This is a genomic window from Pedococcus soli, from assembly GCF_054782575.1.
Map to the genome: position 1 here is coordinate 233,647 of NZ_BAAGSF010000001.1, position 25,746 is coordinate 259,392.

The 25,746-nt window shown below is 73.9% G+C and carries 23 protein-coding genes and 1 pseudogene; 9 read left to right on the forward strand and 15 right to left on the reverse strand.

Annotation, left to right across the window (positions count from 1 at the left end):
- Positions 1 to 10: 10 nt before the first annotated feature.
- Positions 11 to 1,801, reverse strand: coding sequence for a hypothetical protein (locus tag ACYVKF_RS01000; RefSeq protein WP_460964209.1), 1,791 nt, complete (start codon positions 1,799 to 1,801; stop codon positions 11 to 13).
- A 131-nt stretch (positions 1,802 to 1,932) separates the two neighbouring features.
- On the opposite strand from ACYVKF_RS01000, the gene ACYVKF_RS01005 reads away from it, so the two are divergent.
- On the forward strand, positions 1,933 to 3,093 hold the full coding sequence (locus ACYVKF_RS01005) for a DegT/DnrJ/EryC1/StrS family aminotransferase (RefSeq protein WP_460964211.1): 1,161 nt from the start codon (positions 1,933 to 1,935) through the stop codon (positions 3,091 to 3,093).
- A gap of 32 nt (positions 3,094 to 3,125) precedes the next feature.
- Complete coding sequence (locus ACYVKF_RS01010) at positions 3,126 to 3,668, forward strand: YbaK/EbsC family protein (protein ID WP_460964213.1); 543 nt, start codon at positions 3,126 to 3,128, stop codon at positions 3,666 to 3,668.
- A 237-nt stretch (positions 3,669 to 3,905) separates the two neighbouring features.
- On the opposite strand, the pseudogene ACYVKF_RS01015 reads toward ACYVKF_RS01010, so the two are convergent.
- A pseudogene (locus ACYVKF_RS01015) lies at positions 3,906 to 4,793 on the reverse strand (glycosyltransferase 87 family protein); the annotation flags it as partial.
- 94 nt (positions 4,794 to 4,887) lie between these two features.
- Between ACYVKF_RS01015 and ACYVKF_RS01020 the strand changes: the two are divergent.
- Entirely contained in the window at positions 4,888 to 8,049 is a 3,162-nt protein-coding gene (locus ACYVKF_RS01020; protein WP_460964215.1) for an AfsR/SARP family transcriptional regulator, read from the forward strand.
- A gap of 72 nt (positions 8,050 to 8,121) precedes the next feature.
- Here the strand turns inward: ACYVKF_RS01020 and ACYVKF_RS01025 are convergent, their stop codons facing one another.
- Entirely contained in the window at positions 8,122 to 8,799 is a 678-nt protein-coding gene (locus ACYVKF_RS01025) for a CHAP domain-containing protein (protein WP_056916875.1), read from the reverse strand.
- 204 nt (positions 8,800 to 9,003) lie between these two features.
- Between ACYVKF_RS01025 and ACYVKF_RS01030 the strand changes: the two genes are divergently transcribed.
- Positions 9,004 to 9,651: a glycoside hydrolase family 19 protein gene (locus ACYVKF_RS01030; protein ID WP_460964217.1), complete on the forward strand. Its 648-nt coding sequence runs from the start codon at positions 9,004 to 9,006 to the stop codon at positions 9,649 to 9,651.
- Between the two features lie 83 nt (positions 9,652 to 9,734).
- Positions 9,735 to 10,268, forward strand: coding sequence for a hypothetical protein (locus ACYVKF_RS01035; protein ID WP_460964219.1), 534 nt, complete (start codon positions 9,735 to 9,737; stop codon positions 10,266 to 10,268).
- A 63-nt stretch (positions 10,269 to 10,331) separates the two neighbouring features.
- Here ACYVKF_RS01035 and ACYVKF_RS01040 read toward each other — a convergent pair whose 3' ends face one another.
- From ACYVKF_RS01040 to ACYVKF_RS01055, 4 genes are read right to left on the reverse strand one after another with little or no spacing between them, the layout of a single operon-like run.
- Positions 10,332 to 11,537 carry an SIS domain-containing protein gene (locus ACYVKF_RS01040; RefSeq protein ID WP_460964221.1) on the reverse strand — a complete coding sequence of 402 codons (1,206 nt, stop codon included), beginning with the start codon at positions 11,535 to 11,537 and terminating at the stop codon, positions 10,332 to 10,334.
- Between the two features lie 17 nt (positions 11,538 to 11,554).
- Positions 11,555 to 11,758 (reverse strand): Trm112 family protein, encoded by a 204-nt coding sequence (locus ACYVKF_RS01045; protein ID WP_056916871.1) that lies wholly within the window; start codon positions 11,756 to 11,758, stop codon positions 11,555 to 11,557.
- Positions 11,758 to 13,206, reverse strand: a complete 1,449-nt coding sequence (locus ACYVKF_RS01050) for a phosphomannomutase/phosphoglucomutase (RefSeq protein ID WP_460964223.1) — start codon at positions 13,204 to 13,206, stop codon at positions 11,758 to 11,760. The genes ACYVKF_RS01045 and ACYVKF_RS01050 overlap by 1 nt, the downstream gene beginning before the upstream one ends.
- Before the next feature lie 19 nt (positions 13,207 to 13,225).
- Entirely contained in the window at positions 13,226 to 13,636 is a 411-nt protein-coding gene (locus tag ACYVKF_RS01055; RefSeq protein WP_056916869.1) for a DUF3499 domain-containing protein, read from the reverse strand.
- A 125-nt stretch (positions 13,637 to 13,761) separates the two neighbouring features.
- On the opposite strand from ACYVKF_RS01055, the gene ACYVKF_RS01060 reads away from it, so the two are divergent.
- On the forward strand, positions 13,762 to 14,148 hold the full coding sequence (locus ACYVKF_RS01060) for a metallopeptidase family protein (protein ID WP_460964225.1): 387 nt from the start codon (positions 13,762 to 13,764) through the stop codon (positions 14,146 to 14,148).
- A gap of 49 nt (positions 14,149 to 14,197) precedes the next feature.
- Here ACYVKF_RS01060 and ACYVKF_RS01065 read toward each other — a convergent pair whose 3' ends face one another.
- The 8 genes from ACYVKF_RS01065 to ACYVKF_RS01100 all read right to left on the reverse strand — a co-directional run bounded on the left by ACYVKF_RS01065 (position 14,198) and on the right by ACYVKF_RS01100 (position 22,766).
- Positions 14,198 to 15,688, reverse strand: a complete 1,491-nt coding sequence (locus ACYVKF_RS01065) for a DUF5719 family protein (protein ID WP_460964227.1) — start codon at positions 15,686 to 15,688, stop codon at positions 14,198 to 14,200.
- Complete coding sequence (locus ACYVKF_RS01070; RefSeq protein ID WP_460964229.1) at positions 15,685 to 19,065, reverse strand: glycosyltransferase; 3,381 nt, start codon at positions 19,063 to 19,065, stop codon at positions 15,685 to 15,687. The genes ACYVKF_RS01065 and ACYVKF_RS01070 overlap by 4 nt, the downstream gene beginning before the upstream one ends.
- A gap of 33 nt (positions 19,066 to 19,098) precedes the next feature.
- Positions 19,099 to 19,314, reverse strand: a complete 216-nt coding sequence (locus ACYVKF_RS01075) for a WhiB family transcriptional regulator (RefSeq protein WP_200947759.1) — start codon at positions 19,312 to 19,314, stop codon at positions 19,099 to 19,101.
- Between the two features lie 262 nt (positions 19,315 to 19,576).
- Positions 19,577 to 19,807, reverse strand: coding sequence for a ferredoxin (locus ACYVKF_RS01080; protein WP_460964231.1), 231 nt, complete (start codon positions 19,805 to 19,807; stop codon positions 19,577 to 19,579).
- Positions 19,785 to 20,921 carry an NADH-ubiquinone oxidoreductase-F iron-sulfur binding region domain-containing protein gene (locus ACYVKF_RS01085; RefSeq protein WP_460964233.1) on the reverse strand — a complete coding sequence of 379 codons (1,137 nt, stop codon included), beginning with the start codon at positions 20,919 to 20,921 and terminating at the stop codon, positions 19,785 to 19,787. The genes ACYVKF_RS01080 and ACYVKF_RS01085 overlap by 23 nt, the downstream gene beginning before the upstream one ends.
- Positions 20,918 to 21,478 (reverse strand): ferric reductase-like transmembrane domain-containing protein, encoded by a 561-nt coding sequence (locus ACYVKF_RS01090; protein ID WP_460964235.1) that lies wholly within the window; start codon positions 21,476 to 21,478, stop codon positions 20,918 to 20,920. The genes ACYVKF_RS01085 and ACYVKF_RS01090 overlap by 4 nt, the downstream gene beginning before the upstream one ends.
- Positions 21,475 to 22,473, reverse strand: a complete 999-nt coding sequence (locus tag ACYVKF_RS01095) for an FAD:protein FMN transferase (RefSeq protein ID WP_460964237.1) — start codon at positions 22,471 to 22,473, stop codon at positions 21,475 to 21,477. Before ACYVKF_RS01095 ends, ACYVKF_RS01090 begins: the two co-directional genes overlap by 4 nt.
- The gene (locus ACYVKF_RS01100; RefSeq protein WP_460964239.1) at positions 22,473 to 22,766 is read right to left on the reverse strand and encodes a hypothetical protein; all 294 of its coding nucleotides are present in this window, start codon (positions 22,764 to 22,766) and stop codon (positions 22,473 to 22,475) included. The genes ACYVKF_RS01095 and ACYVKF_RS01100 overlap by 1 nt, the downstream gene beginning before the upstream one ends.
- Before the next feature lie 283 nt (positions 22,767 to 23,049).
- Between ACYVKF_RS01100 and cofD the strand changes: the two genes are divergently transcribed.
- The 3 genes from cofD to ACYVKF_RS01115 all read left to right on the forward strand — a co-directional run bounded on the left by cofD (position 23,050) and on the right by ACYVKF_RS01115 (position 25,744).
- Positions 23,050 to 24,024: a 2-phospho-L-lactate transferase gene (gene cofD / locus ACYVKF_RS01105; RefSeq protein WP_460964241.1), complete on the forward strand. Its 975-nt coding sequence runs from the start codon at positions 23,050 to 23,052 to the stop codon at positions 24,022 to 24,024.
- 2 nt (positions 24,025 to 24,026) lie between these two features.
- A complete protein-coding gene (gene cofE / locus ACYVKF_RS01110) occupies positions 24,027 to 25,106 on the forward strand; it encodes a coenzyme F420-0:L-glutamate ligase (protein ID WP_460964243.1) in 1,080 nt (359 codons plus the stop codon).
- 104 nt (positions 25,107 to 25,210) lie between these two features.
- Positions 25,211 to 25,744: a hypothetical protein gene (locus tag ACYVKF_RS01115; RefSeq protein WP_460964245.1), complete on the forward strand. Its 534-nt coding sequence runs from the start codon at positions 25,211 to 25,213 to the stop codon at positions 25,742 to 25,744.
- Positions 25,745 to 25,746 lie beyond the last annotated feature (2 nt).

The following is a 25,746-nucleotide window of genomic DNA, read 5'->3' on the forward strand; positions in this document are numbered from 1 at the left end:
CTCCCTGAGCTCATTCTCTGGTGGCGAAAAAGACCATTACGTCCGGTTGGCCGACCAGTCGGACGTGGACCGGATCGGCTGTTAGGACGATCCCGCAGTCCCGCAGGGCCGAGCGATCCGTGGGCGACGGCGCGCGGTTGAAGACCGCAATGGGTGGCGGCGCGTTCCGGTCCCGGAGCAGGGCGCAGGACGACCTGATCCCCGCTGCGGTCCGGTCACGGTCGCTCGCTGAGTACCAGGCCTCCCCCGGGGTGCGGGCGCCCAGGAGGAGCACCAGCCCGGGCATCTCGTCGAAGGCCAAGACGACGGGCCGGACCGAGTCACCGCCCGCCACGCCCAGGAGTCGGTCGAAACCCGCGGCACGCTCGGGTGACACCTTCAGCTCCGCGAGGACGCCCGGTCCTCCGACGGGCCGGGTCGCCGACCGGAACGGGTCGGTGCGATAGGGGTGCTCGAGCAGTCCGTCCACTCCCACGGTAGCGGCGACGAGGACGGTCACCGCGGTCGCAGACATGACGGGGACGAACAGGACGCGTCGCCCGCGCACCGAGGTCGCCCCCAGGACCATCAGGGCGACCCAGCAGGCGATCTGGTTGACCGCCATGACGTACAGCTCGTTGCCGGTGCCGAGGGCCTGGACCGCCGGGAGCACGGCGAGGGCGGCGACCACGATCCAGACACCCCCTCCGGCCTGCGCGGCACCCCGGTCCCGACGCCGTGCGCCCAGCCCACCCGCTCCCAGGACGGCGAGCACCAGCACCGCCAACGACGTCAGGGCGGTCGCGTAGCCGAGGACGGACGCGGCACCGGCCGGGGGCATGCCGGCTCGGCCCGGCCACCGCAGCAGCAACCCGACGGGTCCGGCTGCGGCCAGGAGCAGCAGACCCGCCCGTCTCCTGCCGACCCGCACGACCAACAGGCCCAGGGTGACGATCAAAGACGGCACGAGCAGGATGACCACGACCTGGAGCAGCAGCTTCGCCGTGCTGCCGAGGTACATCCCGAGCAGCTGCAGCGGCGAGTTGGTGCCCCCTGCCACCAGGGCGTTGACCGTACGCATGGGCGGCAGCATCCGGCCGAAGGGCATGACGAGACGGTCCACGACGGCGGCCGCCAACCCGAGGGAGAGCAGCAGCACGGCGGCGCCGACGAGTGCGCCACGGGCTCGGGCACGGGCGCGCAGGGCCACAGCCGCCATCACGGCGAGGACGAAGATCACGGTCGGGAGCCCGGCGACCGACTTCGCCAGCAGGAGAGCCATGACGACCGGTCCCATCGTCGCCAGCGGCGGCAAGGGCACGCGCCCGTGAAGGGTGACGCCACGCGCCACCCTGAGCACGGCGGCCATGAGCAGCAGGGTGCCGAGCACGGACACGTCGTTGTAGCCGGGGCTGAGGGGCAACCAGCCGTACACCACGCCGCCCGACGCGACGATCGACAGGCCGGCGGCCCAGCACCAGCCTCGCGTCAGACCGGCGCCCTGCGGCACGTTGAGCAACCAGGTGACGAATGCCCACGCGAACGCGACGTGGGCCGCGAGCACCGTGACCAGACGGACCCGCCTGAGCCCCGGGACGCTCTGCCCGACTAGGTCGAAGACCGGCCCGTAGACGTACTGGGACCCCGTGAACGTCCGGAGGTTGGTGTCCCAGTCCCGGTACGAGAGGACGTAGTAGCCCTCGTCGGAGATGTCGAAACCCCTCGTGGACATCAACACCGCGGCGACCGACCACGTCGCAACGAGCAGCATCGCGACCGCGGCGACCACCCAGGGCGACACCCGCACCAGTCGGCTCCTCATTCCCCAACCCCCTCCATGGGGGGCGACGGTAGCCTCCGCACCGCCCGAATGGACCGCTTATGGCATCAGGAGTCGCCCGGTCGCAGCAAGGGGAACGACGGACCACCAGTCGACCGCTACCGTGCGGGAGCATGAGCGCCACTGCCATCCCGCTGAGCCGTCCTTCCACAGACGAGCGCGAGCTCGATGCCGTCCGTCGGGTGCTCGAGTCGGGATGGCTCGCCGGTCAGGGTCCGCAGGGCACCGAGCTCGAGGGGAAGTTCTCGGCCCTGAGCGGACGGGCGCATGCGATCGCCGTCAACAACTGCACCGCCGGGCTCCACCTCGTCCTCCAGGCCCTCGGGATCGGGCCCGGTGACGAGGTCGTCGTTCCCGACTACACCTTCCCCGCCACGGCCCACGCGGTCCTCTTCTGCGGGGCCGTCCCGGTCTTCGCCGACGTGCTCGCCGCCACCGGCACCCTCGACCCCGCATCGCTGGAGTCGGTGATGTCCGAGCGGACCCGCGCGATCGTCGCCGTCGACTCCCTCGGCATCCCGGCCGACTGGGACGAGATCGCCGATGTGGCCAACCGGTGGGGGGTGCCGCTCGTCGAGGACGCTGCGTGCGCGGCGGGCGGGGTCTACCGTGGTCGTCCCTGTGGCGGCTTCGGCGTCGCTGCCGTCTTCTCCCTCCACGCCCGCAAGGGCATCACGAGCGGCGAGGGCGGAGTGGTCGTCACCGACGACGCCGGCCTCGCCGAGACGATCCGCATGGCGTCCTGCTTCGGGATGCGCAGCGCCTTCTCCCGCCAGTCGACCACCGGGCTCGACCTGCCGGAGTTCGCCGACGTGGGCTACAACTACAAGCTCAGCGACATCCTGGCGGCCGTGGGCGTCGCCCAGTTCGGCAAGCTCGACGACTTCCTGACTGAGCGACGCGCGCTCGCGCAGCGGTACGCCGAGCTCCTCGACGACGTCGAAGGGCTCTCCGCGCCCGCGGTGCCAACCGACCGGAGCCCGACGTGGCAGACGTATGCGGTGACGGTCGACGAAGAGGTGAGCAGGGACCTCGTCGTGGCTGCCCTCCGCCGCCGGGGCATCGGGGCCAACATCGGCACCTACTCCCTGACCGTTCAGCCGGTCTACCCCCCGAGTCCCGGGACGTGTCCGGTCTCGGCCGGCCTGTTCGCCCGCCACCTGGCGATCCCGATGTTCAACGGGCTCACGCAGGCCGACCAGGCGCGCGTGGCCGACGGCCTCAGGGAGGCGGTGGCCGAGTCGGTGACCTCGTCAGCCCACCGGGTCGACTGACCCGGACGGCGAGCCGCCGGTAGCCTGCGACGGTGACCTCAGCGAGTGGCAACCTGACCTGGGAGCCGGCCGCGCGCCATACCGAGCTGTTGGCCCCCGCCGTCGTCGACGCGCTCGGGCACGCGCCCAGTGCGAAGGTCGCGCCGATCGACGCGACGCTGGCCGACACTGCCGCGTTCTGCGAGGCCTACGACGTGGGGCTGGAGCACTCCGCCAACTGCGTCGTCGTGGCCGGCAAGCGGGCCGGTGAGGTCCGGTATGCCGCGGTGATGGTCCTCGCGTCTGCGCGGGCCGACGTCAACGGAGCCGTTCGGCGCCACCTCGACGTGCGCAAGATCAGCTTCGCGCCGCACGACGACGCGGTGGCCCTGACGGGCATGGAGTTCGGGGGGATCACCCCGATCGGCCTGCCCTCGGACTGGCCGGTCCTCGTGGACTCAGCGGTGGTCGCGGCGGGCGAGGTGGTCATCGGGAGTGGGATCCGCGGCAGCAAGGTCCTGCTCGACGCCCGGGACCTGGCGTCCCTCCCCGGCGCGACGGTCCTCGACCTCGCGGTCCCGGCGCGCCAAGCCTGATCCCGGCCACCGGGCCAGGGCGGCCAGGTAGCCGATGCCGAGGATGGTCCAGGTCGCGTCGACCACGGGCTGGGCCGCGCCCACGTCGAGCTGCGCCTGCGCGACGAGCACCATCGGGGGCAGGTACATCACGGCGAAGGTGACGGCGAGTCCCAGCCACCAGCGCCGCACCAGCAGGACGACCATCACCGGAACCACCCACACCCAGTGGTGCGTCCAGGAGATCGGCGAGACGAGCAGGCCCCCGACGGCCAGTGCGGTGACGGCGGCGAGGTGGTCGTGGCAGCCGAGGGTCCGCCAGGTGGCGGCAGCGGCCAGGACGACCACCAGGGCCACGAGCACCAGCCAGAGGACGTCGGGCACACCGGGCGCGAAGCGGTCGAGCGCGGCACCGATGGCCTGGTTGCCGTAGCCGGCCGCCTCGTCACCGAACCGCCCGAGGTCGCTCGCCCCACCGGACCAGAAGGTCGCGGACGCCGAGGGCGCGACGACGAACCCGACGACGATGGTCGCGACCACCGTTGCCGCGACCCGGGCCAGGGCGGCCCACTCCCGCCGCAGGAGGAGGTAGCCGAGGAAGACGGCCGGGGTGAGCTTCACGGCGATGGCCAGGCCCAGCAGGACCCCTCGCCACCGTCGGGGGACGACGAGCAGGTCGACCGCGACCAGGGCCGCCAGCACCAGGTTGACCTGCCCGAGGATGAGGGTCCGTTGCACGGCTTCCGTGGTCAGGGCAGCCAGGAGGAGCAGACCCCCCACGAGCAGGGGCGACGACACCCGGGGCTGCGGACCGGGGCCGACCACGCCCACGCTCACGGCGACCACGACGAGGAGCGCGAGCAGCGACAGCACGGACACGACCACCCCGGCGCCGCCCGTCCCGAGGAGGGCCAGGGGGACGAACAGGATCGCCGCGAACGGGGGGTAGGTGAAGGGCAGCACCTGGTCGCGCACGGCGTACAGGTCCGCGCCGTCGAGCAGCGCGTGCCCTCCTCGCACGTAGACGGCGACGTCGGCCAACGTCCACGTCGACGGGTCGACCCAGCGGACCCGCAGGAGACCGAGCAGGAGTACTGCACCCGCCGCGAAGGCGGCCACGCGAACGGGTGAGGGGCGCACGGGCATGACCCTAGGCGCTCGGGTCGGGTCTCCGCGTTACTTCGTCCGCGGACGCCGACAGCGCATGACAGGTGCCGGGGACCGCACTACCCTCCAGCACGTGCCCACCCCGTCGACCGATCGCCAGGTGGTCGTCCGGGTGCTGGCCGAGGTGGAGCTGCTCGTGGACGGCGCCACCCAGAGCCTGTCGCAGCTCGAGCGCGGGCTCCTGGCCCGCGCGGCACTGAGTGCGAGCGTGTCGGCAGAGTCGTTGACCCCGTGGCTGTGGGGTGAGCGTCCACCGGCCTCCGCCCACAACCGGGTCCAGGCCCTGGTCTCCGGGCTGCGACGCAAGCTCGCCCCGCTGGGGGTCTCGCTCATCGACACCCACGGCTCGAGCTACCGGCTCGACCCGTCGGTGACGACGGACTTCGCCCTCTGGACGGCCTTGGTCGACGACGCCCGCGCGCACCGGCGAAACGACCCGGCGGCCAGCCTCCCGTCCTACCAGGCCGCGCTCGCGTCGTTCCGCCACGCACCGCTGGTCGGGCTCGCCTCCACGGACGCCGTCGAGGCCGAGCGCGAGCACTTCGAGCAGCTCCGCCTCACCGTCGTGGAGGAGCGCAACGCGGTGGCCCTGGCCCTCGGGGAGGTGCAGTCGCTACCCGTCGAGCTCGCGCCGCTCGTCGCAGCCCACCCGTACCGCGAGACCCTGGTCTCGCAGCTGATGCTCGCCCTGGCCGCCACCGGCCAGCAGGAGCAGGCGCTGCGCGTCTACCGGGACGTCTACACCCGTCTGGACGACGAGCTCGGGGTGCCGCCCTCGGCCCAGCTCCAGGAGGCCCACCGCCAGGTGCTGGCCGGTGAGGCCCCCAGCGCCGGCCCGGTCCTGGTGCGGGACGCCCAGCCAGAGGCTCGCCCAGACGCTCTCACAGCTCCCCCGGGGCCCGAGCCGGTGGCGGCTGGCAGCTCCCTCGGCGCACCTCCCGCTGCAATGCCGGTACCGCGCACCCTCCCCCGCAGGCCAGCCACCTTCCTGGGCCGCGAGCGCGAGCTCGGAGTCCTCATGCAGGCAGGTCGGGACGCCGAGCACGAGGCGGTGGTCGTGTCCGTCACCGGACTCACCGGTGTGGGCAAGAGCGCGCTGGCCGTCCTGGCGGGCCAGCGCCTGCGCGACGCGTTCCCCGGGGGGACGCTCTACCTCGACGCCGCCACTGATCGCGGCCAGTCGACCCCGGACACCGTGCTGGGGGCGTTCCTGCGGCTCATGGGCGTCAGCCCGGACGCCGTTCCGGACCACCCGGACGCGCGGGCCGGGCTGTTCCGCTCGCTCATCGACGACCGCCGCGTCCTCATCGTCCTCGACAACGTCCTCAACGACCCCGGGGCGAGCTCGGCCCACATCGGCGACCTGCTGCCCGCCTCGCCCGGGTCGATGGCGATCGTGACCTCCCGGCTGCCGCTCGCGGACCTCGGGGACTGCCGACGCATCAGCCTGCGTTCGCTCGACCAGCCCGACGCGACCGCCTTGCTCGAGTCGCTCGTGGGCCGCGACCGCGTGGTCGAGGACCCCGAGGCGACCACGTCCCTCGTCGAGCTGACCGGCTCCCTCCCCCTCGCGCTGCGCCTCGTGGGGGCCCGCCTGGCCCAGCGCCCGGACCTGGCGATCCGTTCGATGGTGGACCGGCTGCGCGAGGTCAACGGCGGCGTGGTCGACCTCGACCCCGCGGGTGCCCTGCAGTCGAGCCTGGAAGCGGTGTGGAGCCGCATCCCCAAGGACGCCCGCGACGCCGCAGCCCTGCTCGCCCACCTGCCCACGCACAACTTCAGCAGCTGGGTACCGGGTTCGCTGCTCGGTGACCCGGCTCGTGGTGAGCGGGCGATGGACGGACTGATCGAGGCGAGCTTCGTCGAGCCGGTCCTGCGCGACCGCAGGCAGGCGCAGTACCGCCTCCACGACCTGGTGCGCCGCGCCACCGGGACGCACCGGCCCGTGGGTGCCGGCGAGCGCAGCGCCGGACTGGCCCGGCTCGGCGAGACCCTGCTGGCCCTGGCCGCCGAGCAGCAGGGCCACATCCCGCTCCAGTTCCTGCCGCCGCCCCCGAGCCCGGAGGCCCCGTCGCCCCAGGTCACCGACGCCCAGGGCACCCCCAGCGCGGCGCAACGGACGAGGGCGACGACCTTCTTCGAGACCGAGTCCGAGATGATCCGTGCGCTCGCCCGGGCCGTGGCACCGACCAGGCCGGGGCTGGCGTGGCGGCTGCTCGCAGTGTCGGCCAACGCCCACCACTACTCGGTGGACCAGTCCGACTGGATGGCTGCGGCGAAGGAGGTCGCTGCCCACCTCGACGGCCCCGGGGACGACCTCCAGCTCGGGGCCGCGGTGCTCACCCTGTGCGAGGCCTGGCACCTCCAGGACAGCACCTCCCAGTCGCGAACGGCCTTGGCCCTGGCCGACCAGGCACGGCGTTCGCTGACCCTCCTGGGGGCGAGCCGGTATGCCGCCGCAGCGTCCCTCGTCGTGGCCTCCGCCGCGATCTCCATGGGCCTGCGAGCCCAGTCGGAGGAGGCGCTCGCCCGGGCGTCGGACCTGCTGGTCCGCAGTCCGGACGCCGTCCTCGCCGGCTGGGTCGGCATCATCCAGGGCACGATCCACAACGACTACGACGAGATGGTCGACGCCGAGCGCGAGTTCACCCGGGTGCGCGACGTGCTCGCCACCACGCCTTCCCTGCTCGCGTACGCCCTAGCCACCCTGGAGCTCTCGCGGGCCTGTTGGCGGCAGGGTCAGCTGGGTTCGGCGAACATCCTCATCAACGAGGCCCTCAAGCTCTGCGAGGACATCGGGGACGAGCACATGTACTCCTACGGGCTCGACGCCCGCGCCGAGGTGAGCATCGAGCTCGGCAACGGGGAGATGGCCCTCGACGAGGCCACGAGGTCGTTCCAACGTGCCGTTGCCGCCAAGGACGCGTTCCTGACGGCCCGCGTTCGACGCACCCGGGCAGGGGCGCTGGTGGTCCTCGGTCGCCTCGAGGAGGCCGAGGCGGAGCTGCGGGCCAGCGTGGAGGAGTGCACGGCCCTCAACCGGCCGCTCAGCGTGGCGGCCGCCCTCCACGAACTCTCGGTCGTGCTCGACCTGCGGGGCAACCCGGCCGCGGCCAGCGAGGCCCTGCGGCAGGAGCGGGCCGCTCGTGCGTCTGCCCACCTCGCCGCCCGGGAGAACTTCGAAGCGGCCTTCGGGCGCGGGCGGACGGTCGCACGCGGGAGCCGTCCGGTCTGACCGGACGGCTCCCGCTCCCCTTCGTGGTGTCCCCTCGAGCCGATGCCGCGGACCCTGCCCCGCGGCACCGCCTCACTCCCGCGGAGCAGCTCCGAGGAAGGTCTTGCCAGCCTTCACGTACCCGTTGGTCGAGCTCCACGAGTACGTGAACCGCCTCACCTCGTCACCGGCGACGTTGCCCTCGACCGTCGTGACCGACTTGGTGGAGTAGTTGGTCGAGACCACGACGCCGACGTGGCCGTGGACGGACCCGTCGTCGTCCTTCCAGACCAGAACGTCGCCGGGCGTGGGCGTCGTCTTGTTGCCCGGGAAGGAACGGAACCCCGACACGTTTCGCCAGTTCTGGCTGTACTCGTAGTTGTCGGGCAGGCGGGGGTAGGTGCTGGTCGACGGCATCATGTGCGCCGTCCACGTGTAGGCGGCGAAGTCGCCGCACCACGGGTTGCCGTCGTAGCCGTTGAAGACGACGTGGTTCTGGTTCGCGTCGTTCCACTGCGAGTTCTCGAGGACGTTGCGCGTCGCGGACTCGACGGTGCTGAGGTATGCCGTGCCGTTCAGGTGGAACTCCCACCGCTTCGAGAGAGCGGCGTCGGCCCGGTCGACCGTGGCCTGACGCAGGGCCGAGAGCCCGCCACCCTCGGGTGGGAGCGAGGCCGAGGCGGGGTTCGCTCCCGCCACGAGCAGTGGGCCGGCCACCAGGGCAGCCGCGGCGGCGACCGTGGCCACTCGCCTCTTCACGGGGTTCGACATGGGTGGCTCCTCATCGATCGATCGGTCCGTCGAACCGTCATCGGCTCGTCCGGGTTCCACCGTGCCGGGAGCCGCTGCGGACCCGCTGCGAACTCGCTGCGTCGCCGGGGGCACCGCGATCGCAGCGAGGTCGCAGCGCCCTGCCCGACGGTGGTGACAGCCGCTCCGGACGACGGGGCCGACACACGAGAGGGAGTGACGACGGTGGACAAGCCCAGCACGTCACGGGTGACCAGGGCCGCGGTGGCCGCCGCGGTCGCCGGTGCTGCCAGCCTGGCCATGGCGGCCCCGAGCTCGGCGCTCGTCCCGCCACCCGACGGAGGTGGCGGCCAGTGGGCCAACTACCCACTGCTGCAGGACATGTACGGAACGCGGCTCGGCGATGCGCCGACCGTGAAGGCAGGGATGAGCAGCCTGAGCGACCAGATGACCGTCGGCAACATCACCTCGAGTCGTCGGCGCGCAGCCTTCTTCGCCACCCTCCTCAACGAGAGCCGCTTCGAGTACAGCTCCGAGCAGGTGGGGGCCACGAGCACCTACCGGGGACGCGGCTTCATCCAGCTCACCGGCTACACCAACTACAACAACGCCGGCAACCACTTCGGCGTGGACTTCGTGAACTACCCGGGCAGGGTCAACGACCTCGCCTGGAGCGCCAAGGTCGCCCGCTGGTACTGGGGCGTCAACGGCATCAACGCCGCGGCTGACGACCTGGACATGGGGCGCGTCTCCCGACTCGTCGGCTACGCACCCAGCGACGCCGAGGACCTTCAGCGCTGCGCCGACTTCAAGAGGGCCATGAAGGTCCTCACCGGATCCGTCCCCACCGGCGTCACCTGCCTCCGGCACTGAAGCCACCTCATACCCCCCGCACCACCGCACGACCCGCACCCAACCACCCACCGGCCCCAGGCCGTCCCGAAAGGACCACCACCATGCGCATCACCAGCCACCTCGTCCGCGGCTTCGCCGCCCTCGTCCTCGTCGGCGGAACCACCTTCGCCGCCGTCGCCCCGTCGCAGGCGATGATCCCCGTCCCCGAGGGGACCGTGACCTGCGTCAACTCGTTCGGCAACCCGAACACCTGTGCTGAGGCCGTCACCTGGGCCAAGAACCACCGCACCGGCCCGGACAACCCCAACCCGGCCTACACCAACATGTGCGACCACATCGCGGGGCTGGAGTACGGCTGGGCGCACAGCGGCTCGACGACCGCCTACGTCCACTGGACGCAGATCCCCTCGACCCGGCGCTACCCCGGCGACCGCACCGTGCCCGCCGGCGGCCTGGCCTTCTTCAGCAACGGCGGCGCCGGTCACGTGATGATCTCCATCGGTGGCGGAACGTTCGTCTCGAACGACATCCACGGCAACGGGACCCTGACCAACACCACGATCGCCGAGATCGAGAACAAGTGGGGCGCCCACTACCTCGGCTGGGCCCAGCCCTGGTTCCAGGCCAACCACTGACCCACGCGCAGGACGAGGGGCCGGCACCCGCGAGGGGGTCGGCCCCCTCGGCGTGCCGGGCGGTCAGTGGCCGGTGCGGCGGCGCAGGTCGGTGACGTGGGGCGAGACGGCCGGGTCCAGGCCGAGGCCGAGGGCCAGGTAGGTCGCCGCGAAGTCGGTCGTCGCCAGCTGCCCGGCGAGCCGGGTGAGGGGGTGCCCCGGCTGGGCGGCAACCTCGCTGACACGGGCGCCGGCCTCACGGGCCGCCTCCGTGACCGCGTCGGCCAGGGCTGCCGACTCCGCAGCCTCCCGGGTCATGGGGTCGGGGTCGGCGTCGCGCAGCATGAGCAGGCCGAGCCGCGGGGAGGCGGGTCCGTCGAGGAACGGGTCGGTGAAGATGTCCGACCCCCCGTCGGCGGCGAACCCCGACCCGCTGCGCGCCGCCGCGGCGGCGCCGTACGCCGTCGTGAAGGGTCCGTCGAAGCACGCCACGATCTGCGCGGCGTCGTCGGGGAGCTCGCCGTGGATGGCGGGGATCCGCGCCGTGCGGGCCAGCATCGACGCGGCGCGCTTGGCGGCCACGCCGTTGAGGGGGCCGTCGCCCAGGACGACGGGCACACCCTCGGCGAGGTCGGTGGCGAGCACCTTGGCCGGGTTGACGAACGACTCGGACGACGGGCGGCACGCCTCGGCCACCTCGTCGAGCCGGTCGGCGACCTCGAGCAGCACCCGCTCCCCCACGTCGACGATCCCGAGCCGGCCCGCGGCAAGGAGGACCGGCGCGAGCAGCGACCAGAGGGCGGTCCGCGACGTCGCACGCCCGCGGCCGATGTCGATGTGCACCCCGCGTGCCTGCGCGGCCACGTCAGCCAGCGGCGAGTCCGAGGCCCCCACGGTGAGCAGCGACGCACCGCGGCGCGCCGCCTCGGCGGCCAGGGCCAGCGGTCCGGCGGCCCGACCCGACTGCGACACGGCGATGACGAGGTCCAGCGGCCCGACCCAGCCGGGCAGCGGCACGTTGCGCCGAACGCTCACCGGCACCGGCGAACCGGGCTCGGCCAGCAGGTCCAGGACGTCGCACACGACCGCCGAACCCCCGAGCGAGGCGACCAGGACCGATCGTGGCCGCTCCCCGCCGGCGACCCGGTCGATGCCGCCCTCGGCGGACAGGTCGATGGCCTCGCGCACCTGCGCGCCCGCCGTCGCGAGGCCCCGCAGCGTCTGGTGGCTGTCGAGGGCCGCGATGGCACCCTCGTCGTCGATGCGGGCCTCGTCGAGGTAGGGAGCCATCGGACGCCGCCTTCGGCTCAGGCCGGCTTGCGGGCTTCGTCGACCAGGAGCACCGGCACACCGTCGTCGATGCGGTACTGCAGCCCGCACTCGGCGTTGGTGCAGTGCAGCTCCTGGCCCGTCTCACCCGTGGCGTCCGCGAGCTCCGAGCGGCAGGCGGGGCAGCGCAGGATCTCGCGCAGCCACGGCTCGATCTGGGCTCCAGTGGTCTGCTCGGCCATCAGCCTTCTCCTCTCACCAGGGCGAGGACATCGTCCCGCACCCGTTCCATGGTGGCCACATCAGCCGCCTCGACGTTGAGCCGCAACAGCGGTTCGGTGTTGGACGCGCGCAGGTTCAACCACCACATGCGGTCGTCGGCGTCCCCGGTCCCGGCGTGCGTCACCGTGAGCCCGTCGAGCTCGTCGACCTCCACGCCCTGCGTGGCCGCCCACGCGCGGACGACCTCGGTCGACGCCGCCGCGTCGGTGACGGTCGAGTTGATCTCGCCCGAGGCGGCATACCGGCTGTATGCCGCGGTGAGCCGGCTCAGCGGCTCGTCCTGCTCGCCGAGGGCGGCCAGGACGTGCATGGCCGCGAGCATGCCGGTGTCGGCGAACCAGAAGTCGCGGAAGTAGTAGTGGGCGCTGTGCTCGCCGCCGAAGACCGCGTCCGCGCGCGCCATCTCGCCCTTGATGAAGGAGTGGCCGACGCGGGTGCGGACGCCGCGGGCTCCCTGCTCGGCGATGATCTCCGGGACCCCGGCCGAGGAGATGACGTTGTAGACGACGGCGACGTCGGAGGCCTTCGTCCCGGCGGCCACCTCGCGGGCGATCTCCCGGGTGGCGACCAGGGCGGTGACGGCGCTCGGGGTGACGGGTTCGCCGCGCTCGTCGATGACGAAGCAGCGGTCGGCGTCGCCGTCGAAGGCCAGCCCGATGTCGGCGCCGTGCTCGACGACCGCGGCCTTCAGGTCGCGCAGGTTCTCCGGCTCGAGGGGGTTCGCCTCGTGGTTGGGGAAGGTGCCGTCGAGCTCGAAGTAGAGCGGGACCACCTCGAGGGGCAGCTCGGGCAGGCCGGCACCGGTGCCCAGGACGGCCGGAACCGTGTGGCCGCCCATGCCGTTCCCCGCGTCGACGACGACCTTCAGCGGGCGTCCACCGGACAGGTCGACCAGGCCGCGCAGGAACGCGGCGTAGTCACCGAGCAGGTCGTGCTCGACGACCGTGCCGGGCGTCGCGCCGGACGGCCCCGCGCTGGTGCCCGTGTCGAGCAGCTCCTGCGCGAGGTCACGGACGTCGGCCAGGCCGGAGTCCTGCCCGACGGGGCGGGCCCCGGAGCGGCAGAGCTTGATCCCGTTGTACTGCGCCGGGTTGTGGCTCGCGGTGAACATCGCCCCGGGCAGGTCGAGCGCGCCGCTGGCGTAGTAGAGGCCGTCGGTGCTGCACAGCCCGATCAGGGTCGCGTCGAGGCCGTGCGCGGTCACCCCGGCGGCGAAGGCGCGCGACAGCTCCGGCGACGACGGGCGCATGTCGTGGCCGATGACGACCCCCGTCGCACCCTCCGCCTGGACGACCACTCGGGCGAAGGCCGCACCGAGGGCCCAGGCGACGTCGACGTTGAGCTGGTCGGGGACCAGACCCCGGACGTCGTAGGCCTTGACGAAGTCGGCGAGCTGCGGGGTGGGCACGCCCGAAACCCTAGCGGGGTCAGAGGTCGCGCAGGACGCGCAGGTGCCCTCGCCGACCGGTCTCGACGGCGCCGGAGGCGTCCTCGTCGGAGGCACGGACGGTGGGGTGGGCGGCGCCGTGACCGGCAGCGCGCGCCTGGGGCTGCTCCCCGAGGCGCGGTCGGCCCGCCTCGCGCACGGCGTTGGCCAGGGCCAGCAGGTCGTCGTGGGACGGCTCCGGCTCGACGTACTCCCCCGACAGCCGCACGATCTCCCAGCCACGGGGCGCGGTGAGCCCCTCGGCGTGGTCCCGGCACAGGTCGTAGGTGTGCGGCTCGGCATACGTCGCCAGGGGGCCGACCACGGCGGTCTGGTCGGCATAGACGTAGGTGAGTGTCGCGATGGCGGCCTTCGGGCACGCGGTGCGGGAACACCTTCTGGACAGACTCACGGGGGGACTCTATGTCAGCGCCCGACGGGTGCCTGCCCGGCACGCCGTAGGGTGGGCACGTGACTTCGTCCGGCTCCCCCGCGGCCCGTCCCGGGGGTCCTCGACGGGACCGCCACGGGCGGGGCGTGCGTGGGCCGCTCGCGTGGCCGTCGGTGCCGTCGATGGTGTCGCGGCGGGAGCGGTTCGACGACCTGGTCCTGGACAGCGCGGCCCGGCTCGAGGCGCGGCTCGGTCCGCGGTTCCACGAGGTCGAGTTCGCCGTCGAGGACGTCCCCACCACCGAACCGGCACCGTGGGAGCGCGATGGCGTCGCCCTCGGCCGGGTCTTCCCGGCACACGGACGTCAGCCGGCCCGCATCGTGATCTACCGCCGACCGGTCGAGGCCAGGGCGCAGGACCAGCGCGAGCTCACCGCGATCATCGGCGACGTCGTGGTGGAGCAGGTGGCCGCCCTCTTCGGCCTGCAGCCCGGTGACCTCGACCCCCGCTACGGCGACGGCGAGTCCGACTAGGCGGTTCCGACAGTGCGGGTGGACCGGCCGTCGGGATCCGTCACCGGGTCTAGCGCAGGACCTCGCGCAGCCCGACCGTGGTCGTGCGCAAAGCGGTGTCGCGCAACGGCGTCGTCGTGACCAGGGTGCCGACGGCGTCGGTCAGGGTGGACACGACCCCGGCGCGCAGCTCGCCGGTGCCCGAGGTGCGGTGCACCCACACCGAACGCGCGCCGTTGACGGCGACGGCCGTGGTGGCGTCCTCGGGGACGTCGAGGCGCACCGACTTCTGGACGCCCTGCCGGTCCACCGTGACGACCTCGACGCCGGCCGAGGCGCCGGTGGCGGTGAGGGCCAGCAGGCGGGCCAGGGGCTTGGTCCCGCCGGCCGGGTCGACCAGCGGCATCCCCGCCACGCCGGTCAGGGGCGGTGTCGAGGTCGACCACGCGAGGTCGGTGGGCGCGGGGGCCGTGCCACGGGTGACCATCGCCCCCGCGACCACCGGGACGTCGGCACGGACCTGGAGGGCGACGGCACCCTTGGGCAGCCTGCTGAGGTCGATGTCCCGGACCTGTCCCCCGTCGATCCGGGTGACACCCCCGGTCGGCAGGGCACGGGGACCCTGCGGCGTGAGGACCCGCGCCTGGACGACGGCCTCGGAGTCACCGGGCACCGCCACCCGCAGCACCGCCGACCCGTCGATCGAGACGGCCGGGACGACCTGGTCGCGCGAGGGTTGCGCGGCGGGGATTGCGTCGTCGGAGCCAGCGGAGCGCGTTCCGTCGAGCCAGAGGTCGTTGACCACGGCCGAGACCACGCCGCCGTCGGCGACGACGTGCACCACGGGGGTCGTGACGTCACCGGAGATGGAGTCGAGCAGGAACGCGGTGCGACCTCGGGCCGGGACGACGATGCCCTTGCCCTGTGAGGCCGCGACGACGCCGTCGGGACCGTGCAGGGTCACGTCGACCGTGACGGGGTTGCCGCCGGGGTTGGTGAGCACGAGGCGTTCCTGGCGGCCGGGGGCGGCGCCTCCCGCCAGCAGCCACGCCTCGGCGGTGGCCGGGGTGCACGCTGCCGAGACGAGGGCCCGGTGGTCGCCGGTCGGCAGCAGCCAGGACTGGGCTGCGGCCAGCCCCGGCGCCAGCGACTGGCTGCCCGAGACGAGGGCGCCGGTCGTGGCGGGGAGGTCTGCCGTGGCGTTCGTGGCGCGTGCCGTGACGGGACCGCCCAGTCCGGCACCGGGCAGCCGGGTGAGGCCGACCGCGCCGGGGGTGGCGGAGGGGGTCGTCCCCGTCAGCATCCGCAACGGTGCCGAGGCCGCGGCGACCCGCGGCGTCACGGGCACGTCGTCGAGACCGGGAACCCCCTTGAGCTCGGGGCCGGGGCACACCAGCGCGGAGCCCCGGACGGCATCGGTCGCCGTGCGGGCGGCGGCGGGGGTGCCCGGCGCCGGTCCGACGGCCAGGGCCCCCTGGACGTGCACGGCGCCGAGGACGATGCCCACCCCTGCCGCCGCGGCGAGGGTGGCGCGGGCGACGCCGCCGACGAGGGGGTTCACTTCCGCCTCCTCGAGGCGCGCGTGCCGAACGGGATGGCGAGGAACACGACGAGCAGCAGGGCCGCGCCCTGCACCCAGCGCCAGAGCGGGGAGGCGGGCAGCACCTGCACCGTGATCGTGTGCGAGCCGGCCGGGAGCCGGTATGCCGCCGCGTCGCCCTCGGGTGCCACGGCGGCACCGTCCACGCTCACCCGGGCGTGGCGGAGCCACTCGGCGGGCTCGGCGAGGACGAGGGTGGCCTTGGGCGGCACGACCGCCCGGGCCACGAGGCGGCCGTGGTCGCCGTCGAGCGGCAGCGCCTGCTGGGCACCCGCCGTCACGATCCGGACCCGTGACGGCGCCACGGCGTCGTCGCGTGCGTCGCCGCCACCGGGCAGGACGCGCCAGAACAGCACGCCGTCGTGCTCGCCGAGGCGGCTGAGGCCGGCGGTGCCGTCGAGCACCCGGACCCTGGGGTCGTCGCCGTCGGTGCGCAGTCCCACGAAGCCGACGGCCAGGTCGGACAGGTCCCGCGCCGGGTCGAGCTCGTCCGGGCCGGCACCGGTCTCGAAGAGGTGGCTCACGGCCCCGGTCAGGGCTGCCGGGTCGGGCCGTCCCTGCGACGTGGCGGGCAGCACCCGGGCCACGGCACCGGGTTCGCGCCCGAGGAGGGAGTAGGCGAGTCCGGACGTCTCCGGCTCGAGCAGCAGCATGCGGTTGCCGATGCCGCTCTCCGCCTGGTCGATGGCGACAGCCGGTCGTGGGTCGGTCCAGGTGCCCAAGGTGTCGCCGAGGGTCTGCCACGTGGTCCAGCCCACCGCGGCCACGACGGCCACGATGACCGAGGCGGCGATCGGCCAGCGCAGGAGGGCGACCCAGCCACCGGTCGAGTGGCGCACCGCCAGTCCCTGGGTGCCGAGCAGCGCGGCCGCGAGGAGGGCCAGGGCGAGCAGCGACAGCCCGGTGCCCGACCAGGCGGTCACCGCCCTCCCGGCACCGGGGTCACCGACCGGGACGGTGCCGAGGACCAACCGTGGTGCGAGGACGGCATACGCGAGGCCCACCAGGCCCAGGGCGGCGAGGGCCGTCGCGGCCGAGCCGCGGCCGGCGCCACCGCGCACCAGCCCGAGGACACCGGCCAGGACGATGGGGGCCGAGACCAGGACGGGGTAGGAGGCGGGGCCGCCCGGGTGCAGCAGGGCCAGCTGCCAGGGCAGCGCCTGACCCGCGCCCCAGACCGAGAGTCCGGGACCGGTGAGGAAGAGGTGGGGCTGGTCGACGAGGGTCTGGACCCACGGGCCGAGCAGCACGACGGGGCCGACCAGCAGCGCCAGGCCGCGGAGTCGGGCCAGTCCGTGGCCGAGCACCACGACGAGGACGGCGACGAGGGCGGCGAGCGGCAGGTAGGCCGGCACGAAGGCACCGAGGACGGCGGTGGCGAGCACGGTGGCGGCCGTCACCGTGGCCGACCCACCACGGCGAGCGGCCAGCACGAACCCGGCGACCACGAGCGGGAGGAGCACTGCGGCCACGACCGCACCCAGTCGCCCCGCCGCCACCGCGGTGGTGAGGACCGCGGTGCTGCCCCAGGCGAGCGCGGCCAGTCCCCGCGGCCAGGCCGAGCGGGTGACGACGCGCCCGGCGAGGTAGGCCGTGAACGTGGCCAGCGGCATGGCCAGCGTCACCAGGACGGCGACGGCAGAGCCGAGGGGGCTGTCGGGGGCGCCCAGGACGGGGACGTGGGTGACCAGCCAGGCCAGGCCGGCCAGGACCACGAGGTGGGGGCCCTGCTCGCCCGACGAGCCGAGCCCGGCGCCGTGCCAGCCGTCGAGCCACGCGTGCCAGGTGGCGCCGGCCGTGGCCCTGCCGCCGAGCAGCTCACCGCCGACGACGCCCTGGGACAGGCGGTCGACGACGCTCCCACCCATGCTGCGGGTCGCCGCGAGCGAGGTGACGGCGACGAGGAGGACCGCGAGCAGGCCGGGGTTGCGGGCGAACCGGGACGCCCACGTCGAGCCGAGGATGTTGAGGTCCTGCACCTCGTCAGCGACCGGGCCGGGCTCGACGAGCTCGGAGGCGGTCGGGACGAGGCGGCCGTCGTCGAAGGCGACCTGGTCGTGCACGAGGTCACCGGTGTGCCGCAGCACGGTCGACTGGGTGACGAACAGGCCCTTGAGGTCGCGGCGGCGCACGGTCCGGGTGCCGCGCGAGCGCCAGCGGGCGCCCAGGACGCGCCACGGCGTGAGCACCGCGCCGAGGTCGGACAGCTCGGCCCAGGCCGCTCGGGGCCGCTTGGCGACCAGGAGCGCCAGGGCCGCGACCAGGCTCGACACGGCGATCCACACCGTCAGCAGCGGCAGCGCCCACCAGGCGCAGCGGGCCAGGGCGACGCGGCGGGCCTGGCGGCGCTGCCGGTTCGGGCTGTCCGCAGCGGAGGCAGGGCCTGGCGTCCCTCGCTGGGCATCGGCGTCCGTAGCGGCGACCGACTCGTCACCGAGCAGCAGCGGGGCCCCGAAGATGCCCTCCGTCAGGCCGTGGGCGTCGACGCCGGCGGCCACACCGTCGTCGGCAGCGACCCGGTCGGGAGCACCGGTGCGCAGGGTGGCCCGGGGCACGACGACCACGCGCCGGCCGCTCTGGTGCGCGCGCCAGGAGAAGTCGATGTCGGCGCCGAAGCCGCCGAAGGCCCGGTCGGGGCCGGCGAGGCGCTCGTACAGCCCACGCTCGACGAGCATCCCGGTGGCCGGGACGGCCAGGACGTCGGTGCGCCGGTCGTACTGGCCCTGGTCGGGCTCGCCCACGACGGGCGACGGGATGATGCGCCCGCTACGGGTCAGCTGGAGCCCGACCGACCGCAGGGCGCCGGGCACGGTCCAGTCGAGGAGCTTGGGGCCGGCGATGCCCACGGACGGGGAGCGGCGCACGGCGTCGAGCAGCCGGGCCAGCGTCATCGGCGCGGCTGCGCTGTCGCAGGTCAGCACCCACAGGTGCTCGGTCGCCGAGCTCTCCTGCACCGCAGGGGAATCCGCATCCGACCCGGTGCCGGACCCGATGTGGGACCCGGCGTCGGGCGTGGCCTCGGACCCGGCCCCCGCAGCTAGGGCGACGTGGACGGCCCGGGCGACCGAAGAGCTCGCCGGGACCGTGACGAAGGACGTGCCGGGGATCGCCGCGGCCAGCTCGGCGTGGCTGCGGACCGCCTCGACGATGCCACCGTCCACGCCGGGGTCGACCACGACCAACCGGTCCGGCCGGCGGGACTGGCGGGCGAGGGAGTCGAGGGTCTGCGGCAAGGCCGAGGCCGGGCCTCGGAGGACGAGCACCGCGGTGACGGTCGACACCGCCACCGCCTGACCGGCGTCGACCTCGGTCATGCGGTGCGGCGGGGCAAGCGTCATGAGTGCGTCACGGGGATGTCGCCACCGGGGCGACTAGACCGCACGCTTCTTGAGCTTGCGACGCTCACGCTCCGACAGTCCGCCCCAGATGCCGAAGCGCTCGTCGTTGGACAGGGCGTACTCGAGGCACTCCGAACGCACCTCGCACCCGACGCAGACCTTCTTGGCCTCGCGGGTGGAGCCGCCCTTCTCGGGGAAGAACGCCTCGGGATCCGTCTGGGCGCAGAGCGACCGCTCCTGCCAGGACATCTCTGTGTCGTCGCCGCCGTCCAGGGCGACCAACTGAAGTTCGTGCACGGCTTCCTCCTCGACCCGGTGCCGTTGCTGCCACCGACCCGATGACAACAATGGAATTACACGCGTGTCATACGTGGTTCGTCAAGCGGAAGTCTGATATTTGCCCGAACTGGTGAACCTTGATAGGGCGTGGTCGTCCCGGATTCGCCGACGGATCGTGACCGACGCCCGGCCCAGCACGAGCCTGGGTCCACTCTCCACCACGTGACGTAGGTCAGCTCGACCGGTCGGCGTAGAGAGCCAGGGCCGGGCACCACCGCACCGCGGCAGCCCTCGCCTCGTCCCCGTCGTCCAGCCCGCGCTCGGCGGCGGTGAGCACCACCGGGTACCCCCACTCGTCGAGCCGGATGCTGCCGGGCAGGAGGGTGGCGCAGACCCCGTGGCCGGTGCAGGCGACCCGGTCCACGCGCAGGGTCGGGCGGTCAGTGCGCGAGCGCGTGCTCATGGCTGCTCCTGGGGGTGCGGCCCGGGACACACTGGCCCCTGGCATGGTCGTCGAGGTGGTCGGACAGGGCTCGCAGGGCGGAAGAGGCCAGGCCGGCCACCCCGTCGGGGAACCGGCAGGCCCCCCTCCCCCGCACCGACTCGGCGCGGCGGGCCAACCTGGCGCGGGTTCCACGGCTGCTGCCGCCACCGCTGCCGCCCGCCCGGACTCCGTCGGCGAGGTCGTGCCAGTCCGAGGCGATGGCAGGGAGGCCGAACATGCACGGCCCGCACTGGCCCGCGCTCTCACCCGCGGCGTGGTCGAACCACGCGGCGAGCGCGTCCACGGGGCAGGCCTGCGCGTCCAGCACGTGGACGACACCCGGGCCCGGCGCGCCGCCCAGGGGCGCGAGCCCGGCCCGTGACCACGTCACCCTTGCTGCCTCGTCGGGTCGCAGCACGGTGCCGCCGAGGCCGCCGACGATGACGGGACCGGTCCGGCCCGGATCGGCACCGGCCGCGGCGAGCATCGAGGCCAGCGGCACCCCGGCGGCGGTCTCGACGACGCCCGGTCGCGGGACCGCGCCGCCGATCGCGACCAGGCGCGGGCCGGGCTCGTCGGGCAACCCGTGACCGCGGAACCACTGCGCCCCGCCTGGCCGCTCGACGACCTGGGCGATCCGCCACACGGTCTCGGCGTTGAGCACGACCGTCGGGGCGATCCGTCGGCCCGCGCTGTCGGACCCTCCGCGGACGAACGGCTGTCGCTTGGTCATCGGTCGCGCCAGCCCACCCTGGGCCAGCGAGATCAACGACGTCTCCTCCGATGACACGTACCGCGCTGGTGCAGCCAGCACGTCGAGCCCGGCGGCACGCAGCCGTGCCTCCGTCGCGGAGCCGCGGTGGGCGGCATACCGGACCCTGGTGCCGGCCACGAGCGTCGCACCGCGGACGAGCTCGGGGAGGTGGTGCTCGACGACGAAGGCGTCCTTGACGGCCCCGATCTCACCGTCGCAGGCGTTGACGAGGAGGCCGGCTCCGTGCTCGTGGGCGGCGCGCACCTTGGTGGCGGTGCTGAAGGCTGCGCCACCGCGGCCGGTGAGGCCGGACTGCTCGAGGACGTCGACGAGGTTCATGACCACTCCTGGGTGAGGACGGCTCGGCGGCGGGTCTGGTCGGCGTGGCCGGCCAGGGCCCGCCAGACGAGGGCGGCACCTCCGACGAGGGCGCATGCGACGGGGACGAGGCGCAGCAGGGGCTCGTTGGCGGTGCCCATGGCGTAGCCGTGGACGAGGGCCATCGGCCAGAGCGCGAACGCCGTGAGGTGCACGGCCCTCCACACCCGCCTGGACAGCCGGTGGCGCAGCACGGAGGTCGCGACCACCGCGAGGACGATGTCGAACGCGAGCGTCCCGAGCCCGACCCACAGGGGTTCGTACCCCGACGTGAACGGCACCACCGCGGAGATCCAGTCGATGCTGACGTAGGTCTCGAGGATCGCGGTCGCGATGTGGGCCAGCAGGAACGCCGAGGTGCCCAGGGCCAGCGACCGGTGCAGGCCGACGACGACGGTCTGGCTGACCGCCCGGCTGCGCCGACCGGCGGTGAGGGCACCCAGGACGAGGACCGCGGTGAGCAGGACGATGCTCGCGGTGCCGGTCGCCCGGGAGACGAACCACAGGAGCTCGTTCATGCCGCGCTCCGGTGGCGGGTGCCCGGCTCGGGCCAGCCGGGGGTGGTGACGACCGGTCCGCCGTCGGCGGGGTCCAGCCGCGCCGGTATGCCGCGGGCCGCCAGCCACGCGGGCGCCTCGGCCCCGAGGACGATCGCCGCGGTGGAGGCGGCGTTGGCCTCGAGGGCACTGGCCCCGGCGCAAGTGACCTGCTCCCACACGACCGGTGCGGTGAGCCCGGTCCTGGGGTCGACGATGTGGTGGCGCGGTTCGCCGTCCTGGGTCCAGGTGCGTCGACCGGTCGACGAGGTGGCCAGCGCCTGCCCGTGGCTGGCGACGACCTGGCGGACCTCGCCCCCGGTGCCCTCGACACCGACCTGCCAGCCGTCCTGCGGCAGCTCACCGGAGACGGCGAGGTCACCCCCGAGGTTGACGAGGAACCCTCCCTCGAGTCGCGCGGCCAGCAGCGTGGCGATGGTGTCGGCGGCCTGCGCCTTGGCGCTCGCCCCGAGGTCGAGGACGGTGCCGGCGGGAACGCGCACCCGGCGCATCCCCTGGTCGAGCTCCACGCTGCGCCACCCCGGGACGGCGACGGCCGCGCGGGCGTCGCGCGTCCGGGACCGCGCCCCACCGAGGCGGGGCGGACGCGAGGAGCGGGCGCGCACCTCGGCGAGGTCGGCGTCGTACCCGGACGCGATCACGGCCGCCCCCACGGTCGGGTCGACCAGCCCGTCGGTGAGCCGCGCGGTGCGCAGGGCAGCGGCCAGGCTGGCCGCGAAGACGGGCGACACGTGGGCGTGCGCCCCGTCGCGGCGGGCCAGACTGCTGACCTCCGAGTCCGGCCGGAAGCGGGAGACCGCCGCGTCGAGGTCGCCCAGGTGGTCGCGGGCGATCGCGATGGCGGCACCGAGCGTCTCGGGCCGGGTCACGATGAGGTGGTGGTGGGTGCCGATCGCGTCGAAGGACGCGGAGGCGGTGAACACGTTCTGCGCGACGCGGCCGCTGTGGGTGTTCATCAGGACCCGCTCGTGCTGGTCTGCGACGAACCCGAACCCGAGGCGACCCCGGCGACGGAGCCGAAGCTCGACGAGCCGGAGTCGGTGCTGGTCGAGCTGGACGAACTGGACGAGCTTCCCGAGTCGGTGCTCGCACCGGTCGAGTCGGTGCTCGTGCCAGCCGAGCTGGCGGTGGTCGTCCCCTGGTCGGTCGCGAGGTGCACCCCGACCGCGCCGGCACCGAGCGTCGTGGCGAGGAGGGCGCCGGCCGTCCAGCGACGGGCCAGGCTCAGGGGGCTGCGGGGCTTGCTCATGGGGTGGGTCCCTTCTGGTGGGTGGTGGTTCCACCGTGGTGGCGCTCGCTGTGCCGTTGCTGTGCGCCGCCTACGGGAGTGGTCCGGTGCAGATGTGCAGTTCCTGTGGGCCCCGTGTGCGTCGCCTGGAGGTCAGGAGCCGCTGCTCCCGGACTGGGCGGAACCGGTACCTCTTTGCACCGGCGCCACCGGGGTGAAGGCCTGCATGTCGTCCGGTCCACCCCACCGGCGACCGGACGGCCTGCCGCGCGGGCGCGGACGACCTGCTGGAAGACTGCCGGGCATGCGCATCACGGCACTCGCCGGTGGCGTCGGAGGTGCCCGTTTCCTGCGCGGCCTCCGGACCCACCTTGACCGGACCCCCGACCTCGCCGACACGGAGCTGACCGTCATCGGCAACACCGGCGACGACATCACGCTGTTCGGCCTGCGGGTCTGCCCCGACCTCGACACGTTGCTCTACACCCTCGGCGGCGGCATCCACGAGGGCCAGGGCTGGGGACGCGCGGACGAGAGCCACCGTCTCCAGGGCGAGCTCGCGGCCTACGGGGTGGAGCCCCAGTGGTTCGCCCTCGGGGACCTGGACTTCGGCACCCACGTCGCGCGCTCGCAGTGGCTGGGACAGGGCGTGTCCCTCTCGGAGGTCACCACGCGGCTGGCCGAGCGGTGGGGCCTTCCCGACCAGCGGATCCGACTGCTGCCCATGACCGACTCGCCCGTCGAGACCCACGTCGTCGTGGAGGACGAGGAGGGGCAGCGGGCGATCCACTTCCAGGAGTGGTGGGTGCGGCACCAGGCGTCGATCCCGGCGGAACGCTTCGTGGCCGTCGGCATGGACCGCGCCACTGCTGCTCCCGGTGTCCTCGACGCGATCCGCCAGGCGGACGTCGTGCTCCTGCCCCCGAGCAACCCGGTGGTGTCGATCGGCATCATCCTCGGTGTGCCGGGGGTGCGGGATGCGTTGCGTGGCAGCGCCGCTCCCGTCGTCGGGGTGTCGCCGCTGGTCGGCGGTATGCCGGTGCGCGGCCACGCGGACGCCTGCCTCGCAGCCATCGGGGTGGAGTGCACTCCCTCGGCCGTGGCAGGCCTGTACGAGGACTTCCTCGACGGGTGGCTCGTCGCCTCCGAGGACGAGGCCGAGGTGCGACTTCGCCGGGCCGCGGTCCGGGGACGGCCGTTGCTCATGACCGACCAGGACGCCGCCGCCGACCTCGCGGGCGCGGCCCTCGACCTCGCGCTCGAGCTCGCGAAGGCGTGACCGTGACGGCCCTGGTCATCCTGCCGCTGACCGGCCTCCCCGAGGTCGTGGCCGACGACGACCTCGCCGTCCTCCTGCTCGGTGCGGCGCGGGCGAACGGCAGCGACCTGGTCGACGGTGACGTCCTGGTCGTCTCGAGCAAGATCGTGTCGAAGGCCCTGGGCCTCTGGGCCGACGGCCGCGACCGGTCCGTGGCGATCGCCGCCCAGACCGTGCGCACGGTGGCGGAGCGGCGCTCGGGCGACCGCCTCACCTCGGTGGTCGAGGCGGTGGCGGGCCCGGTCATGGCAGCGGCCGGTGTCGACGCCTCCAACACCGGCGACCGCGAGGACGTGCTGCTCCTGCCCGGAGACCCCGACGCCGAGGCGTTCCGGCTGCGCGAGGCCCTGCTGGCGGCGACCGGCCTCACCCGGCTCGGCGTGGTCCTCAGTGACACTGCCGGCCGTCCGTGGCGCAGCGGCCAGACCGACTTCGCCCTCGGCGCGAGCGGCGTCGCGGTGCTCGACGACCTCCGCGGCGGGGTCGACGCCGACGGCCGCCCGCTGTCCGTGACCGCCCGCGCCGTCGCCGACGAGCTGGCGGCGGCCGCCGATCTCGTCAAGGGAAAGGCCGACGCCGTCCCCGCAGCAGTCGTGCGCGGGACCCCCTGGGCGACCGCTGACGCCGGGCCCGGCGCCCGGACGCTCGTCCGCACCGGGGCCGGCGACTGGTTCGGGCTGGGGCAGGCGGAGTCCGTGCGCTCGGCCCTCGGCGTCCCTCCCGGTGGTCAGGCCGCGCAGGACGTCGGGATCCCCTCTGTCGCACCGGAACCCGTCACCGACAGGGTCGCCCGCGCAGTGGCCGTCGCCCTGCGGGAGTGCGAGACTGCAGGGGTGGATGTGGGTGGTGCGCACGAGGGCGGCGGTGGCACGCAGACGATCGAGCTGCGCGTCTCGGCCGCGACGCCGTACGAGCTCGGGGTCGTCACCTCGCGGCTCCAGGTCGCCCTGTGGGGCGAAGGCGTCGACGTGGTGGTCCCACTGGAGGCGACGGGCGACAGCGTGGTGCTGACCGCCCGGGACCGCCCTTCCGCACGCGGGTGAGGCGCGAGCGCCGCCCCGGCGGCGAGCTCCCTCCCCCGCCCGGCGTCGCAGCTCCCGGACCCGTCGGCACCGGGTCCGTCGTCCCCCCACCGTCGGGTCGCACCGTGAGCGTCGTCGCCGGCCCGGACCTGCCCCACCGCGAGGCCCGCGCCCTGGTCGAGTACGCCTCGCGCGACCCCCGGGTCTGGCGCAACATCGTCCTCACCTGGCTGACCGTCGTGGCGGCACTCGGGGTGGCGCTCGTCGTGTCCGTCCCGGGCCTCACCCCGGTGCAGCAGCACTCGACGCTGGCCGCGACGGGACTCGTCATCGTCATGGCTGCGCCGACGACGTGGGTGTCGTGGTACCTGACGTTGCGTCGCAAGGTGCGCCACACGGTTGCGACGCAGAGCCCGCCCGGCACCGTCATCGGGTCGCGGATCACCGCCGACACCGTGACCTTCGCCGTGGGCGAGGCGGCCTACTCCTACACGTACGAGGCACTCAGCCGCGTGGTGCAGGTCGGTGACGTCCTGGTCGTCAAGCCGCGACACCACCTCGTCCTGGCGGTGCCGGTCGAGGCGGTGTCGCCCGACGACCTCGCCCACCTCCTCGCCCGGGTCGTCAACGAACCGATGTCGCTGGCTGCCCGCAGCTGACC